This window comes from Acidocella sp., from assembly GCF_035535915.1.
Taxonomy (GTDB): Bacteria; Pseudomonadota; Alphaproteobacteria; order Acetobacterales; family Acetobacteraceae; genus Acidocella.
Genome location: NZ_DATLPB010000042.1, coordinates 72,221 through 87,042, shown reverse-complemented (window position 1 = coordinate 87,042; position 14,822 = coordinate 72,221). Strand labels below are relative to the sequence as shown.

Here is a 14,822-nt window from a genome sequence, read left to right as displayed (position 1 = left end):
GAGCAGGCATCCATATCGAGATATTAATAATGGAATGAATGGATTGCGCTTGCGGGGTGTATTACGGTCCCATAGACTAACGAACGGAGATCGGCATCATCACCCTCAATGCGTGGGATATGATGAATGTTGTTGTGGAGTTTTGGCAGCTATGTGTTGTCAGATGCCCAGGGAATTTCATGAGGGTGAATCGTTTATGGCATCAAGACGATTGAGATGTAACCCAGATGTCTAACGCTTTGTTCATCTCCGTTCATGATTTCCGAAGCCTTCGGAAAGCCAGTGTGCATTTCATTGCCGCAGAAATGGCCAAGCGAGGCGTGACACGATTTTTTTCGATTGGCCTTTCCCGCCTCTCGCAGCATCGCGGAGATACGCGGTCCAGCCTTCGCGATCGCGCCAATCGCGTCGAGGTCGTGGCAGGTGGTGTGGAATGTTATTTGTGGAAAACGGCCTGGCATCCCTTTGCCATGCGGCGCCAAATGCTCGCCCCTCTCGAATCGGCGCTGTTCAGCGCCTATCGCCGCATGATTCCGCGTGTTCCGCGCCAGTGGATCCGCGAGGCTGAAATCGTGTTTGTTGAGTCGGGGATGGCGGCGGTTTTTGTCGCCGATATACGGCAAATGAATCCCAAGGCGCGAATCGTCTATCTCGCGTCAGATGATCTGGATGTCGTGGGATGCGCAGCCACGATCAAGCGCGACTTTATCCGTAATTTCGACATGATAGACACGGTGCGGCTCCCGTCGCGCTATTTGCTGCCCGGCATGCCGCACGGCGCAACCTCGATCCTCGTGCCGCATGGGATCGATCGGTCGATTGCCGAGCCACGATATCCGAGCCCTTATAATGGCCGGCGCGGCTGTGTCTCAGTCGGCTCGATGCTGTTCGATACGGCCTTCTTTCGTGTGGCGTCGGGTGCGTTTCCGAATATCGACTTCCACATTATCGGGGCGGGGAAGGCGGCCGCAGGGTTACAAGCGCCGAACATCATCATCCATCCGGAGATGGCGTTTGCGGACACACTGCCCTATCTCCAGCATGCGGCTTTTGGCGTCGCACCCTATCTTGATGTCAATACGCCGATTTATCTCATCGATACGTCGCTGAAACTTCGGCAATTCGGCCTGTTTGGCATTCCTGCTGTTTGCCCAAACTTCGCCCTGGGCGACACACCAGGAAGGTTCGGCTATGTACCGGGAGATAGCGAATCGATCACGTCAGCGATACAGCGCGCGCTCGACAATCGACAGGAGATCACCGTGGATGTGATGCCTTGGAGCGGGGTCGTTGATCGCATTCTCAGCCCGCGGGAGTTTGCAGATGTTAAGCTCTGAGGCGAACGCCGCAATATCCCGTGAAATCACCGGTGTATGCACATGAGCGAGACGGTCCCGACGAGCGTCTCGATCGCGATGACGACGTATAACGGCGCGAAATATTTGCAGGAGCAACTCGACAGTTTGGCTGGACAAACTCTTCCGCCCGCCGAGCTGGTGATTGGAGATGATGGATCTACTGACGGCACATTGGAAATCCTGGAGCGCTTTGCGCGCCATGCGCCGTTTCCGGTTCACATCCATAGAAATCCAGAGCGTCTTGGCTATCGCGTCAATTTCCTGAATGTCGCCCGGCGCTGCACCAGCCAGTTGATCTCTTTTTGCGATCAGGACGATGTCTGGTCTCCCGAGAATCTCAGCCGGGTCGTGCCGTGCTTTGCAGATTCCGATGTGCTGTTGACGTTCCATAATTCCTGCATTGTGGATGCGCAGCGCCGGCCGATCTCGCCGTTCTATGTCGAGCCCATTCCGCGCATTTCGCCCCGGCTGACCCTGTCGCCTTGGATGTATTCCTATGGATTCACCCAGACGTTTCGTGCGGATCTTTTGCCGGCTGCCGATCTGTGGGGGCCAATGGAGGATCACCTTCACCCCGGCGAGGCCATGGCGCATGATTTGTTTTTCTTCCTTATCGCCTCCGGGCTTGGCAGCATCTGCTATCTTGACGATGAGCTGACTGAATACCGGCTGCATGCCGGCAACACATTCGGGTCTGGCAAGAGAACAATGCCCAGCTTTTTAGATCGATGGCGCTATCGACTCGAAGACAGGTCCAATACCTATCGCCATTTGGCGCGTGTAGCGCCGATTGATGCGCAGTTGTTTTCCCGTTTATCGACGCTGGAGACGCTTTCGCCGCACCTGCGTTGGCGATCTGCCGAAGCCGCGGCAGCCTGGAGCAAGCTTGGTCCGCTTTACGCCGATCGCGCGCTGCTCTGCTCTGCGGGATTGCCCGACAGGGTAGCCGCTTTTATGCGGCTATATCGCCGCGGCGCTTATGGTGAATCAGGTTTTTGGACGTTTGGCGCAAAAGCGATGACAAAGGATCTGGCATTGGGATTGCTGTTGGCCCCCGTGATCGCGCGTTTCGGCCGTCCTTCCTCCGGAGGCGACCGTGCGTGCCGGCGTGGACGGACGTATTTGCGCACGCTCAGCACTGGGCAAGCATGATGGAGATCAAGCGCGTCGCTGCAAGAGAGCAGGAGGCCATCAATGATCGGCGTGTTGTGGCGATTTGTCGCACGCAGATACTTCCTTTATCGGAAACTTTTGTACGTGATCAGGCACTCGCTTTGCGCCGTTGGCAGCCGGTTCTTGTGGGCGAGCGTCAGATCGACGGATTGTCGCTGGATGGCTTGGAAGTAGCAACACGATATCGCGGTGCGCCGCGATTTTTTCAGCGTCTCGAAGGTGCGGTTTGGCGCCAATTCAATCGTGCCGCACCTGGCTTCGTCACGCTTATACAGCAGCAACGGCCCAATCTGATCCATGCACATTTTGGTTTCGATGGCGTGGAGGCCTGGCCGGTTGCGGAGCGGCTTGGCGTGCCTCTATTGGTGACGCTGCACGGGTCGGACATCACGACCCATATGCGATGGTTTGCGGAAGGCCGCGCAGGGCGCCGGTGGAAAGCCTATCCGAGCCGTCTTGCCCGACTCGCCGCGCAGCCGAGCGTTAGCTTTGTCGCGATCTCGGAGAATATACGCGAGGCCGCGATTGCCGCCGGCTTACCGCGGGAGCGGATTTTTGTACAACCGATCGGGATCGACACGCGACGCTTCCTCCGCAAGGGCGTTCCGGTCGGTCAACGGCCACCGACGATCCTGTTCCTAGGACGTCTCGTGGAAAAGAAAGGCGCTTCTTACCTGCTTGACGCATTTGAGGCGCTGCGTCGGCAACTGCCAGAGGCCAGGCTGGTGATCGCAGGTGATGGGCCGGAACGTTCGGCGCTTTCCGTACGCGCGGAAGCTATCGGTGGCGTGCGTTTTGTGGGTGCTTTTTCCCGGGAGCAGGCGCAGGCGTTGCTGGTGGAGGCGCGCGTTCTGTGCTTGCCGAGCATCACGGCCGAAAGCGGTGATGCGGAAGGTCTCCCTTTGGTCATCTTAGAAGCGCAGGCCAGCGGCGTCCCCGTTGTGACCTCGGCCAGGGGCGGGGCTACAGAAGGGATCATCGATGGCGAGACAGGGTACGCCTTCGCCGAACGCGATGTAGAAACCATGGTCGATCGGCTTGCCAGATTATTGACAGATGATGCTTTGGCAGAAAGGTTTTCTGCGGCAGGTCCTGTATTCGTGGCACAATCGCACGAATTGCGCCGGCATACGGCGGCGCTGGAAACGCTCTATGACCGGGTCGCGGGCTTTCGCGCATGATGGGTGAAGCCAGCGTCTCCGTCATTATTGCCGCCTATAACGCCGAAGCCTTTATCAGCCGTGCGATCGCATCCGCGTTGACGCAAACGCTGCCACCGCGTGAAATTCTGATCGTCGATGATTGTTCGACCGATGGCACGCGCGCCGTTCTGGACGCGGCCGTGCGGGAACATCCCACGATCAAAGTCATCGCGATGGCGCGCAATGGTGGGCCCTCCGCGGCGCGCAATGCCGGGATTGCGCAAGCCCGGGGAGATTGGCTCGCCGTACTGGACGCCGATGATGCTTTTGCGCCGACGCGTCTTGCCACATTGACGGCGTTCGCGGAGTCAACCGGGGCCGATTTCGTGGCGGATGACCTGGCTTATTATGATGCCGTGGCGGATAGTGCTGGCGCTAGCGCGATAGGCGATACCATCGTTCTGCCAGACAGGCCGCTGAGCCTGCGAGACTATCTTTCCCATAATCTCGCCGATGGCAGAAGTTTTGATTGGGGGCTGTTAAAGCCGATCTTCCGGCGTGACGCCTTGATCCAGCGCGATATCGCCTATGATCCCGACGTAAGGCATGGGGAGGATTTTCGTCTCGTGGTGGAGCTGCTGCTCAGCGGTGCGCAATTCCGCATTCTGCCGCAGCCGCTTTATTTATACACGCAGCGGCAAGGCGCGGTGAGTGGACGTCCATCGGGGATGACGCGTACGACAATTGCCTATCGCAAGCTCAAGGAGGCGGCGCTGACACTGGCCCGCGATCCGCGTATTGCATCCGACCCGGAGATGATCGGACTGTTGCAGCAGCGGGCAAGCGGGTTGGCGCGACTGGACGACGCTCATTTCATCTCGACATCGCTGCGTGCCGGCGCCTTCGGTGAAATTGCCGCGCGAACCACAAGAGATCCCGCTTTCCTGCCCTTTATGCTGCGTCAGATCGGCCGCGCGATGCGTCGCCGCTTTCCGGCACTCTGACGGCCGCCTCACAATATTAAGGTCCCTCATGCGCAGAGTTTCGATAGCCTTATTGTTCATTTTTGCGGGCATGGCAGCTGCCCACGCGGCATCCGAACCGCAGATCCTGTGGGGTGTCAGCGACAGCGGGCTTGAGTTTGGAAGAGGCGTCATCGCTGAGCGCAATTATTCGGTTCCAGATCCGCGTTATTACCTCGCGCACGGCGTGGGCTTGATACGCATCCCCTTCCAGATCGGCCGCATCCAGCCAACAGCCCGCGGCCCGCTCGCGCCGGACATCGTGAGCGATCTTGAAAAGATCATCGACGAGGACCACGCGGCCGGGGCGATCACCGTTCTCGATCCGCACGGCTATGGGTTTTATAACATTGACGGCAAGCCGCACGATATCCTTACCGATCCCGCAGCGGCTGCGGATTACGTCGATTTGATGCGCCGCATTGCCGTGACGTTCGGGCATGACGACGTTGCGATCGGCCTGATGAACGAGCCGCATGCGGGCGATGACGCCGATTACGGAAAAATCTGGAATCAGGCCATCGCTGCCATCCGCCAGGCGGGGTTTCGCGGCGTGATTCTCGTGCCGCACGCGCATTGGAGTTCGGCGGCCGATATCACGCCGCGGACGCCGTTTTCGGGGAACATCGTAGATCCCGACCATAACTGGGTATTGGAGTTGCATTCCTATCTGGACCCGGACGACACCGGTACGTACCGCAAGCCTGTGGGGTCTTCCACGATCGGCGCTGAGCGTCTTGCCAGGGCCATTGCCTGGTCACGGCAGAGCGGTGTCCGTTTGTTCCTGGGGGAGACGGGCGCGCCACCGGATGAAGCTGGATTGGCCGCATTCCGGACGATGCTTGCCGAAATCTCGTCGGCGCCGGACGCTTTCTGGGGCGTCGCCGTATGGGGGGCGGGGGCCTGGTGGAAACCCGATTATCCGATGCGTCTTGATCCCATCGCCGGTGTCGCTCGCCCGCAATTCGTGGCACTCGAAAACGTGATGACCCCGGAGATCCTGTATTTCGCCAAGGCTTCCGGTGGACCGGATATACCGGTTTCAATCGACATAGACGGCAAAAAAATCGGCCCGGCTGTGATGATTACGGCTGCGCGGAGTGGACCGCCGCAGGCGGTTCCGGTCCGGTTGCCGCTGTCACCAGGCCTTCACGTCGTCCATGTTCAACCCGCCGCGACGGCGGGGGGGAACACACTTTATCTCGTTGACTCCACCTGGAAGGGGGCTTCTGACAGCGGCGATTCGTTTGGAGTTGTACGGCGTGCGGGCTACAGCTTTCGGGTTGAGGTGCCGGCTTCCCAGCCCAAGGATCTTCACCATTCTGGCCAATGAACGCTAAGGCTCAACGCAACCCTAACGGCCCTGTTATTTTCCACCCTCGTCGGTACGTGCGAGAATAATGCCGCCGAGCGCGGCTACAGCTAAGCCGAGGCCGGTGAGTGGCTGATTCGGGCTGTAATCGAAGACAAAAAACTGCATGACATTATAAAAACTCCGAGGATCCGCAGCTAAAAAGGCAACGCCCATCCCGACGAGGCTCAGAATACAGCCTACATGGCCCTGAGATTTTCTAAGTATCATAGATGGGAGTGGCCCTTCACCATCCTGATCTATGAACGGGACGCCGGCAGCCCCTAACATAGCTGGGATCGCTGCGAAGGTCGGCCCATCGGCCGGTTGCTCCCGATAAAACGGGCGACCTGTGCAACGCTCTCATGGTTATCTCCAGTCGTGAGCTTTGGTATCTAGTGCCCTGAGGTGAGACCTTCAATGCATAGGGTCAAGGGCTGCCCGATGCGCTCAGGGCCGTCGGTTCGCCCCCGGTTTCAAAGCGGCCGGGGTTCGGCTAGCTTGACTGCAAATAGGGAGAATAACAGGTTGAACGTTTCAGAGACTTTTTCAGATCTTTTTGCGCGCGTCGTCGCGGTGATTGGTGGTGCTGCGATGCTCGCGCGGCGGCAGGCGGGCGGCGCGCCGGCGCCGGCCTGGGGCAGCACCCCAGCGATCCCGGCGGCGAAGTCTCAGGGCAGCATCCCGACGCTGAAAATGCCGACAGCCCAAGGATGGTCCGCGGGGCAGGCGCCGACCTGCGCGCCGGGGCTCAAAGTCAATACATTCGCCGCGGGTCTCGCGCATCCGCGCTGGATGCTCGTGCTGCCCAATGGCGACGTGCTCGTTGCCGAGGCGATGTTCGTTGCCAGAACCCCGAGGTCGATTTTCGACTATGCCATGGTGGCCACGATGAAACGCGCCGCAGCCATGGGCGTTAGTGCGAACCGCATCACCCTGCTGCGGGATGCGGATGGTGACGGCGTGGCCGAAATCCGCGAGGTATTCCTGGAAGGGCTGAACCAGCCCTTCGGCATGGCGCTGCTGGGCGACACCTTTTATGTCGGCAATACCGATGGCGTGGTCGCCTTCCCCTATACCCCGGGTGCGACGCGCATCACCGCGCCGGGGCGCAAGCTCGTGGATTTCAAGCCCGGCGGCCATTGGACGCGCAGTCTGCTGCCGAGCCCGGACGGTACAAAACTCTTTATCGGCGTCGGCTCGCTCAGCAATATCGGCGACGAAGGCATGGATGCGGAGGTGGGCAGGGCGGCCATCCACGAGCTCGATTTAATCACCGGCAAGAGCCGCATCTTCGCGGCCGGGCTGCGTAACCCTGTGGGTCTGGCATGGGAACCGCAAACCGGCGCGCTCTGGACGGTCGTCAACGAGCGCGACGGGTTGGGCGATGAGACGCCGCCGGATTATCTGACCTCGGTGCGCGATGGCGGCTTTTATGGCTGGCCGTATTGCTATTGGGGGCGGACGGTGGATGACCGGGTGAAACAGGACCCGGCTCTGGTCGCAACGGCCATTACGCCGGATTACGCGCTGGGCGGCCATACCGCCTCGCTCGGCCTGTGCTGGTTGCCGGCAGGCACGCTGCCCGGCTTTCCGGATGGCATGGCCATCGGCCAGCATGGTTCCTGGAACCGCAGTACGCTGAGCGGTTATAAGGTCGTCTTCGTGCCCTTCGTGAACGGCGTGCCAGCCGGGCCGCCGCGCGATATCCTGTCGGGGTTCCTGGCACCGGATGAGCGCGTATCATACGGCCGCCCGGTCGGCGTGACGATCGGCCTCGACGGCGCGGTGCTGGTGGCAGACGATGTGGGCGACGTGATCTGGCGGGTGACGGGAGCGTGACCACGATACGGGCACAAATCCCATGAATTGTGCCCGCTAACATCCCCTAACAAACAGTGTTAGGGGATGCATGAAAGTGCAAAAACCTAGCCCGCGAGCTGGCTGAGCCCTTTGATCAGCGTCGCCGCCGAACCCGCCAGGGCCAGCAGCACGACCAGTTTGCGCGCCAACGCCAGCGGCACGATGCGCGCCACGTAACGGCCGCTCCAGAACCCGCCTGCCAGCATGGCGATCACCACCAGCAAGGCGGATAATGGCAGATGTGGCGCCCCCTTGGTGATGAAAGAGGCGAAATTCAGCGCCGCCAGATAGATCTGCATGGACGCGTAGAAGCTCGTCTGTTCCCAGGAAATGCTGAGCGCATAAAGCGTGATCGCCGGGCCGCCGACCCCGGCGGTGGCGTTCATGAAGCCGCTGATCAGCCCCGCCGCGCCCGCGCCGGGATGTCCGCGGAATAGCACGAGGTTCTTCATCGCCATCACCAGCAGCAGCGCGCCGAGCACCAGCGCACCGCTGATGGTCAGCAGCCAGGAGGGCGGGATATGTCTGGCGACCGGCCCGCCCAGCAAAGCCGCCAGCAGGGAGGTCGGGATCAGCAGTGCCAACCGCCCCAGCTCTGCCTGGCGCCAGGTGAAGCCGATCATGATCGCGGTGAGGGTGAAGGTGAGGATATTGGCCAGAAGAACGCCCTGGAACGGCCCCAGCACCAGAATCAGCAATGGCGAGGCAACCATGGCGAAGCCGAGTCCAGTCAAACGCTGTGTCACCGCTCCGGCGAAGACGGCGCCGCCGACGAGGCAGATCTGAAGCAGCGTCATGGGCGGCGCGTCGCGTCAATCGTTGGCATGATCAGCAGGTTCGGCGCTTCAGGCGAGCGCGGCGGCGAATTGCCGGGCCAGCTCTGCATCCAACGGCATCTCGCCAGTGCCCAGCAGCACCAGGGCATCCGGCGCGGCACCGTCATAAGGCCCGAGGCTCCAGCGCCGGCCGACAAGCTGTAGAACCAGCCGGCGCCCATCCGCCAGCGTCAGCAGCCCCTTGCCGCGCCAGATGCTGGCAGGCAGCGCCGCCAGCGCGGCGCGTAGCCGGGCTTCATCCAGCGGGCCTGGCGGCGCCCAGCTCCATTGCCCGATGTCATGCGCCGGCGCATCCGCGATCAGCGCGCTGGCCTTGCGCTCGTGCAGCGGCGTCATCAGCCCTTGCGGCAGCATGCCATTCGCGATCTCGATCACGCTTACACCGGGGCGGATGGCATTCAGCGTGGCGTAGGCGGCGTTCCGGGCGGTTTCGTGCGCGATGTCGCACTTGCTCAGGCAGATCACATCCGCGCGCGCGATCTGGCGCTCCAGCGTGTCCCGCAGCCAGCGATCCGCATATTGCGCGGGCAACTCCAGTGCATCGGCCAGCACCAGCACCGCATCCAGCCGCGCCCCCTTGTTCAGCTTCACCAGCTGGGCGATACGCCACGGGTCCGAAACGCCGCTGGCCTCAACTATGATCCGTTCCGGGGCCGGCTGCATTGCCAGGATGCGCGACAAGGTGGCGCTGAAATCCGGGCCGATGGAGCAGCAGACGCAGCCATTGGCCAGCGCGAACACCTCGCCCTCGCGCGCCAGCAGCGCCTCGTCGATATTCAGCGGTCCGAAATCATTCACCAGCACCGCGATCCGTTCGGCGGCGTGACGCAACAGGCGGTTGACCATCGTGGTTTTTCCAGCCCCCAGAAAGCCGCCAATGATGATGACCGGAATGCTCATGCGGGAAAGAACGCCCCGCCGCGGATCGTGCCCAGCACCGGAACATCCTTCAGCCCGGCTGGATCCATCGCCAGCGGATCCAGCCCCAGCACCGCGAAATCCGCGAATTTGCCAACTTCGATGCTGCCGACAAGATGATCCAGCTTCAGCGTATAAGCCGCCCCGGTGGTGATGGCGTAGAGCGCTTGTTCGACGCTGATGCGCTCATCCGGCCCCAGCACGCGCCCCGTCGACGTCTCGCGCATCACCGCGCACCACGCGGTGAAAAGTGGATCCAGCGGCGTGATGGGCGCATCCGAATGGATCGCGAGCGGGATATTGTTGCGCAATACCGTGCCGCACGCGTCCATGCGCTGGGCGCGCGAAAGCCCCATCGTCTCGGCGATATGCGCCTCGCCCCAGTAATAGATATGGTTGGCGAAAATGTTGCAGCAGAGACCGAGAGCGGCGATGCGGCGATAGAGCGCCTGGTCCGGCATCTGGCAATGCTGCAGCGTGTGGCGGTGGTCCGGGCGCGGATGCGCGGCGATGGCGCGGGCCAGCATCTCCACCGTCAGCTCCGTCGCCTCGTCGCCGTTGGTGTGCATGTGGAGTGTTGCGCCGGCGCGGTGATACGCCTCGATGATGCCGCCCAGCTCGTTCGGAGCGATATACCAGAGCCCGTTGGGTGCGCCGTTATGATAGCCGGGCCAGCGCAGTCGCGCGGTGAAGCCCTGGATGGAACCATCCACATGCAGCTTCACCGTGCCGATGAAGAGCCGGTCCGTCGCCTCTGCCTTGAGCGCCCCCAGCCGGGCGAGGCCCTCTTCGATGCCGTAGAAGCGAGCCGCCAAAGCCGGGGCGATGCGGATGGGAAAATCCTCGGCCGCCGTGGCCGCCTTGTAAACCGCCATGGTGTCGTCTGCCATATCGCTGACCAGGTCGGTCGCGGTGGTGACCCCCACGCGCAACGCCAACTGGCCGAAGCGACGCAGCCCCCTCACATCCAGCTTGCGCGACAGCCCGCTTGCGACAACACGGTCCCGCACCAGCCCAAGCAGCTCGAAGCCCAGCAGCTCGCCGGTCGGCTCACCGTCCGCGTCGCGCAGCAGCCCGTCCAGATCGGTGTCGCGGTCGATCCCGATCATCCGTAGCGCCACGGAATTGACGTTCATGATATGGCCGGAGGCATGGGTGATGACAACGGGCAGGCTGTCGGACACCGCATCCAGATCCGCCGCCTTCATCCGCCGGCCGGGCAGATAGATCGGGTCGAACCCCCAAGCGGAAATGCTGGTGGCATCGGCCGCGTGCGGGGCGGCACGCAGATGCGCAACCACCGCCGCGATACTCTTCAGGCCGGGCGAAACCGCGCCATCCGGCCCGCGCCGGTCGAAATAGCCGATATAGGGATCGTCCCAGATCCCGCCTTCGAAGAGATGGCAATGGCCCTCGACGAAGCCGGGCAGCAGCACGGACTCGGTGAAGCGTTCATCGAGCCTGTAGGCGCCCAGCGCCTGCATCTCCTCCAGCCCGCCGACGGCGAGGATCTTGCCACCCAGCACCGCGACATGGGTGGCGAAAGGTTGGCCGGGATTCATCGTGATGATCCGCTTCGCCCGGAAAACCTGCACGTCGCCTTGCATCGTCATCTCCTCTACCTCGGGGGTAATTCAGGCCGCGTCCGGTTTTTCGTCGTGGCTCTGATAGAGCTGGTAGAGCATGCGCTGGCCGAGTCTGCGGAAGGGTGCGAACATATGGCCCGGCAGCTCGCCCTGATAGATCGGCAGCGGATGCGCGCGATTCTTGCCCGCCACCAGTTCCGCCAGCCGCCAGCCGGCCTGGGCGGAATAGCTCACCCCGTTGCCGCCATAGCCCAAGCCGTAAAAAAGCGGCTCGGCCGGATTGGGCTGCACGATGCGCGGCATCATGTCATGGCTGACATCCACCCAGCCCCACCAGGAATAATCGATCTCAATCCCGGCCAAAGCCGGGAATTTCCGCGCCAGACCGTCATTCAGCACGGCGAGATGTTTCGGATTGGCGGCGTCCGCGCCGGTGATGGCGCTGCGGCTGCCAATCTGCAGCCGGTTGTCCGGCAGCAGCCGGTAATAATAGCGCAGCACCCGCGTGTCGGTGATCACCTGCCGGGTGCGGAACCCCGTGGCCTCGATCTCGTCCGCGGTCAGCGGGCGGCTGACCATGTTGTTCGAGAGAATCGGCATGATTTTGCTGCGCAGGCTTTTATGCAGCCCTTGACTGGTGTAGCCGCCGGTGGCGATGACGACGGCGCGGGCGCGCACAACGCCGCCCGGCGTGCTGACGTGGAAGATGCCCGTCTCCCGCCTGATGCTGAGTACCGGACTGGCGGGATGCACCTTCGCCCCCGCGGCGCGGGCCGCGCGCAGATAGCCGAAGGCGAGCTTGGCCGGGTTGACGCCTACACCCAAGGGCTCATGCAGAGCCCCCACGGCCTCCGATTCGCGCACCCATTCGCCATCCAGCGTGGTGCGCTCCAGGATCCGCGTCGGATAGCCGAAGATCTTGTTGCATATCTCGGATTCGGCGCGCAGCCGAGCCAGGGTGCGCTGGCGGTGGGCGATATAGAGATGCCCGCCATGTTCGGCATCGCACTCGATATCCTGCAGCAAGTCGGTGAAGCGGTCGAATCCTTCGCGGATTTCCGCATGCAGCTTCAGCGCCGTCTCCTGCCCGAAGCGCGCGATCCATTGCGAGCGCGTCAGCCGGCCGGAGGCATTCTGCCCCTGTCCACCATTGCGCGTGCTGCAGCCCCAGGCGGCGCGGTTGGCCTCCAGCACCGCGGCCTTGATGCCGTGCTCGCGGGCCAGGAACAAAGCGCAGGTCAGGCCGGTGAAGCCGGAGCCGACAATGACGACATCCTCATCGCGGTTGGACGTGACGGGGCCGTCATCGTCCGGCGGCTCACCGGCGGCGGCCAGCCAATAGGTTGGCGCATAGCCCCGGCCGATGCCGGGATGCATGTCGTGCAGCGGGTCATAGAGCGGATCATAGTGATCCAGCGCAGGGGTGGCGGACATCGGCTTGCTTCCTGGGCGGCGCGTTACGCGACAGGCTGCAGCGGGCGGTCCTTGCGGAAGGCGCTCTTGGAGACGATGAGCGCACCCTCGAAGCCGAACAAATCTAGGCCTTCCACCTCGATGCGCCCGCCCTGCGGCGCGGTGGCGGTGAACAGCCATTCGGTCACTGCGCGGTCGCCGAACACGGCGTGGCGGCGCACATGCCATTGCACGTCCGGCATGCTGGTCCAGGTGCCGACAAAGGCGGCGCGCACATCGTCCTGGCCGGTGATGCGCTTGCCCAGCGCCTCTGGCCCGGTCGCGGCATCGAACACGATGTCCGGTGCGAAGCAGGCCATCACGCCGTCCGCGTCATGCCGGTTGAAGGCAGCAAACAGGGTTTCCAGCAGCGAAACGCGATCTTTTTCCATGGTGCTTCATTGTCCAGATGATGAAGAGGTCCGCCATTGCGGTGGAGCCAAATTACGCCGGTGCCCGGGCCAAGAAAGATCCAGATGCGGCAAAGCATTGTACCAGTTGCACGATCCGGGCCCGCAACCGTGCCGATGTTGTTGAAGCGCTCCCCACTTCGCCTGTAACCTTCCCGGATGCAGAACGCCGCAAGCCGACCGAGGACGAAGCGTAGCGCACCGGGCCCGCGTGGCCAGAAGGGCGAGCGCGCCTGGAACCAGCTTTTCAAACTGGCGCCTGACTCCGGTGTGTCGCTGCAAATCCAGATACGACGTGCCTTCGTCGCCGCGATCCTGGACAAGCGCCTGCCGCCGGGCACCGGGTTGCCCTCTAGCCGGGTGCTCTCTGCGCATCTCAACGTGGCCCGCAACACGGTGAACGCCGCCTACCGTCAACTGGCCGATGACGGCTTCATCACCGCCCTGCCGCGCAGCGGCTATCACGTGGCCCAAACTCCGGCGGAAACCGCTTCCCCGGCCGCCCCGCCGCCCCCGCAGGAGGACAGTGCCCCGCGCTGGGCCGCGCGCATCGGCTCGCGTTATTCCACCATGCGCAACATCTCCAAGCCGGTGGACTGGCACCGCTACCCCTACCAGTTCATCTATGGCCAACCTGATCCAGCGCTTTTCCCGACCGCCGATTGGCGGGCCTGCAGCCGCGCCGCCCTGGCGGTGTTGGCGATCCGGGACTGGGCGGCGGACATGATCGATGGCGATGATTCCGCGCTGATCGAGCAATTACAGCACAGGGTGCTGCCGCGGCGCGGCATCTTCACCACAGCCGAGCAGATCATGATCACCGTCGGTACCCAGCACGCGCTCTATATGCTGGCGGAGTTGCTGGTCTCCGCTCATAGCGTGGTCGGCATCGAGGAGCCAGGCTATCCCGATGCGCGCAACATCTTCGCGCGGCGCGGCGCTGCGCTGCGGCCGCTGCCACTGGGGCCCGAGGGGATCGAGATTTCCGCGCTCACCGGCTGCGATCTCGCCTATCTCACCCCCAGCCATCAATGCCCGAGCGCGGTGACGATGAGCCTGCCACGCCGGCATGAATTGCTCGAGCGCGGGGCACGGCAGGATTTTCTGATCATCGAGGATGATTATGATTCGGAGATGACCTTTGCGAACTCCGCACTGCCCGCTTTGAAGAGCCTCGACCGGTCCGGACGCGTTATTTATCTCGGCAGCCTGTCAAAAACCCTGGCGCCGGGCCTGCGGATCGGGTTCATGGTTGCGGCGCCCGAGCTGATCGCCGAGGCCCGGGTGCTGCGCCGGCTGATGCTGCGCCATCCGCCGGCCAACAACCAGCGCGCCGCCGCCTTGTTCATTTCGCTCGGCCATTACGACACGTTGCTGCGGCGGATCAAGAAAAGCCTGTCAGAACGCGCCAATGCGCTGGGCAGGGCTTTGCAAACCCATACGCCGGCGCTGCGCTTCACACCGCTGCAGGGCGGTTCCTCCGTCTGGGTGCAGGGGCCGGAGCGGCTCGATTCCGCCCTGCTTGCGAAACTGGCGCAGCAGGAAGGCATTCTGATCGAGCCGGGCGAACTGTTCTTCCACCAGCCGCCCGCGCCCTGTCCCTATTTCCGCCTCGGCTTCGCCGCGACCCCCATCGAGAAAATCCCGGAGGGAATCAGACGGCTCGCCTTGCTGATCGAGGCAGCCAGGATCTAAGGTCTTTAGCTCTTCA

The 14,822-nt window shown here is 62.6% G+C and carries 12 protein-coding genes; 7 read left to right on the top strand and 5 right to left on the bottom strand.

Features of this window, described 5'->3' with window-relative positions; translation table 11 throughout:
* The first annotated feature begins 227 nt into the window (after positions 1 to 227).
* The 6 genes from VNC39_RS05490 to VNC39_RS05465 all read left to right on the top strand — a co-directional run bounded on the left by VNC39_RS05490 (position 228) and on the right by VNC39_RS05465 (position 7,888).
* Positions 228 to 1,337 (top strand): polysaccharide biosynthesis protein GumK, encoded by a 1,110-nt coding sequence (locus VNC39_RS05490; protein ID WP_325396983.1) that lies wholly within the window; start codon positions 228 to 230, stop codon positions 1,335 to 1,337.
* Positions 1,338 to 1,379: 42 nt separating this feature from the next.
* Positions 1,380 to 2,510 carry a glycosyltransferase gene (locus VNC39_RS05485; RefSeq protein ID WP_325396981.1) on the top strand — a complete coding sequence of 377 codons (1,131 nt, stop codon included), beginning with the start codon at positions 1,380 to 1,382 and terminating at the stop codon, positions 2,508 to 2,510.
* On the top strand, positions 2,507 to 3,712 hold the full coding sequence (locus tag VNC39_RS05480) for a glycosyltransferase (RefSeq protein WP_325396979.1): 1,206 nt from the start codon (positions 2,507 to 2,509) through the stop codon (positions 3,710 to 3,712). The genes VNC39_RS05485 and VNC39_RS05480 overlap by 4 nt, the downstream gene beginning before the upstream one ends.
* On the top strand, positions 3,709 to 4,677 hold the full coding sequence (locus tag VNC39_RS05475; RefSeq protein WP_325396977.1) for a glycosyltransferase family 2 protein: 969 nt from the start codon (positions 3,709 to 3,711) through the stop codon (positions 4,675 to 4,677). Before VNC39_RS05480 ends, VNC39_RS05475 begins: the two co-directional genes overlap by 4 nt.
* Before the next feature lie 28 nt (positions 4,678 to 4,705).
* Complete coding sequence (locus tag VNC39_RS05470) at positions 4,706 to 6,028, top strand: glycoside hydrolase family 5 protein (protein ID WP_325396975.1); 1,323 nt, start codon at positions 4,706 to 4,708, stop codon at positions 6,026 to 6,028.
* 546 nt (positions 6,029 to 6,574) lie between these two features.
* Positions 6,575 to 7,888 (top strand): PQQ-dependent sugar dehydrogenase, encoded by a 1,314-nt coding sequence (locus VNC39_RS05465; protein ID WP_325396973.1) that lies wholly within the window; start codon positions 6,575 to 6,577, stop codon positions 7,886 to 7,888.
* 86 nt (positions 7,889 to 7,974) lie between these two features.
* Here the strand turns inward: VNC39_RS05465 and VNC39_RS05460 are convergent, their stop codons facing one another.
* The 5 genes from VNC39_RS05460 to VNC39_RS05440 are packed head-to-tail and all read right to left on the bottom strand — an operon-like array spanning position 7,975 to position 13,093.
* A complete protein-coding gene (locus VNC39_RS05460; protein ID WP_325396971.1) occupies positions 7,975 to 8,706 on the bottom strand; it encodes a sulfite exporter TauE/SafE family protein in 732 nt (243 codons plus the stop codon).
* 48 nt (positions 8,707 to 8,754) lie between these two features.
* Entirely contained in the window at positions 8,755 to 9,645 is an 891-nt protein-coding gene (locus VNC39_RS05455) for a CobW family GTP-binding protein (protein WP_325396969.1), read from the bottom strand.
* A complete protein-coding gene (locus VNC39_RS05450; protein WP_325396967.1) occupies positions 9,642 to 11,276 on the bottom strand; it encodes an amidohydrolase in 1,635 nt (544 codons plus the stop codon). Before VNC39_RS05450 ends, VNC39_RS05455 begins: the two co-directional genes overlap by 4 nt.
* Positions 11,277 to 11,297: 21 nt before the next feature.
* Positions 11,298 to 12,683 carry an NAD(P)/FAD-dependent oxidoreductase gene (locus tag VNC39_RS05445; protein WP_325396965.1) on the bottom strand — a complete coding sequence of 462 codons (1,386 nt, stop codon included), beginning with the start codon at positions 12,681 to 12,683 and terminating at the stop codon, positions 11,298 to 11,300.
* A 23-nt stretch (positions 12,684 to 12,706) separates the two neighbouring features.
* Positions 12,707 to 13,093: a nuclear transport factor 2 family protein gene (locus tag VNC39_RS05440; protein WP_325396963.1), complete on the bottom strand. Its 387-nt coding sequence runs from the start codon at positions 13,091 to 13,093 to the stop codon at positions 12,707 to 12,709.
* A gap of 288 nt (positions 13,094 to 13,381) precedes the next feature.
* Here VNC39_RS05440 and VNC39_RS05435 point away from each other — a divergent pair, with 288 nt between their 5' ends.
* Entirely contained in the window at positions 13,382 to 14,806 is a 1,425-nt protein-coding gene (locus tag VNC39_RS05435; protein WP_325396961.1) for a PLP-dependent aminotransferase family protein, read from the top strand.
* Positions 14,807 to 14,822 lie beyond the last annotated feature (16 nt).

Coding starts and splice junctions, on each gene's coding strand:
- VNC39_RS05460 (WP_325396971.1), bottom strand. CDS start 8,706: ATGACGCTGCTTCAGATCTGCCTCGTCGGCGGCGCCGTCTTCGCCGGA.
- VNC39_RS05490 (WP_325396983.1), top strand. CDS start 228: ATGTCTAACGCTTTGTTCATCTCCGTTCATGATTTCCGAAGCCTTCGG.
- VNC39_RS05485 (WP_325396981.1), top strand. CDS start 1,380: ATGAGCGAGACGGTCCCGACGAGCGTCTCGATCGCGATGACGACGTAT.
- VNC39_RS05480 (WP_325396979.1), top strand. CDS start 2,507: ATGATGGAGATCAAGCGCGTCGCTGCAAGAGAGCAGGAGGCCATCAAT.
- VNC39_RS05475 (WP_325396977.1), top strand. CDS start 3,709: ATGATGGGTGAAGCCAGCGTCTCCGTCATTATTGCCGCCTATAACGCC.
- VNC39_RS05455 (WP_325396969.1), bottom strand. CDS start 9,645: ATGAGCATTCCGGTCATCATCATTGGCGGCTTTCTGGGGGCTGGAAAA.
- VNC39_RS05470 (WP_325396975.1), top strand. CDS start 4,706: ATGCGCAGAGTTTCGATAGCCTTATTGTTCATTTTTGCGGGCATGGCA.
- VNC39_RS05450 (WP_325396967.1), bottom strand. CDS start 11,276: ATGACGATGCAAGGCGACGTGCAGGTTTTCCGGGCGAAGCGGATCATC.
- VNC39_RS05445 (WP_325396965.1), bottom strand. CDS start 12,683: ATGTCCGCCACCCCTGCGCTGGATCACTATGATCCGCTCTATGACCCG.
- VNC39_RS05440 (WP_325396963.1), bottom strand. CDS start 13,093: ATGGAAAAAGATCGCGTTTCGCTGCTGGAAACCCTGTTTGCTGCCTTC.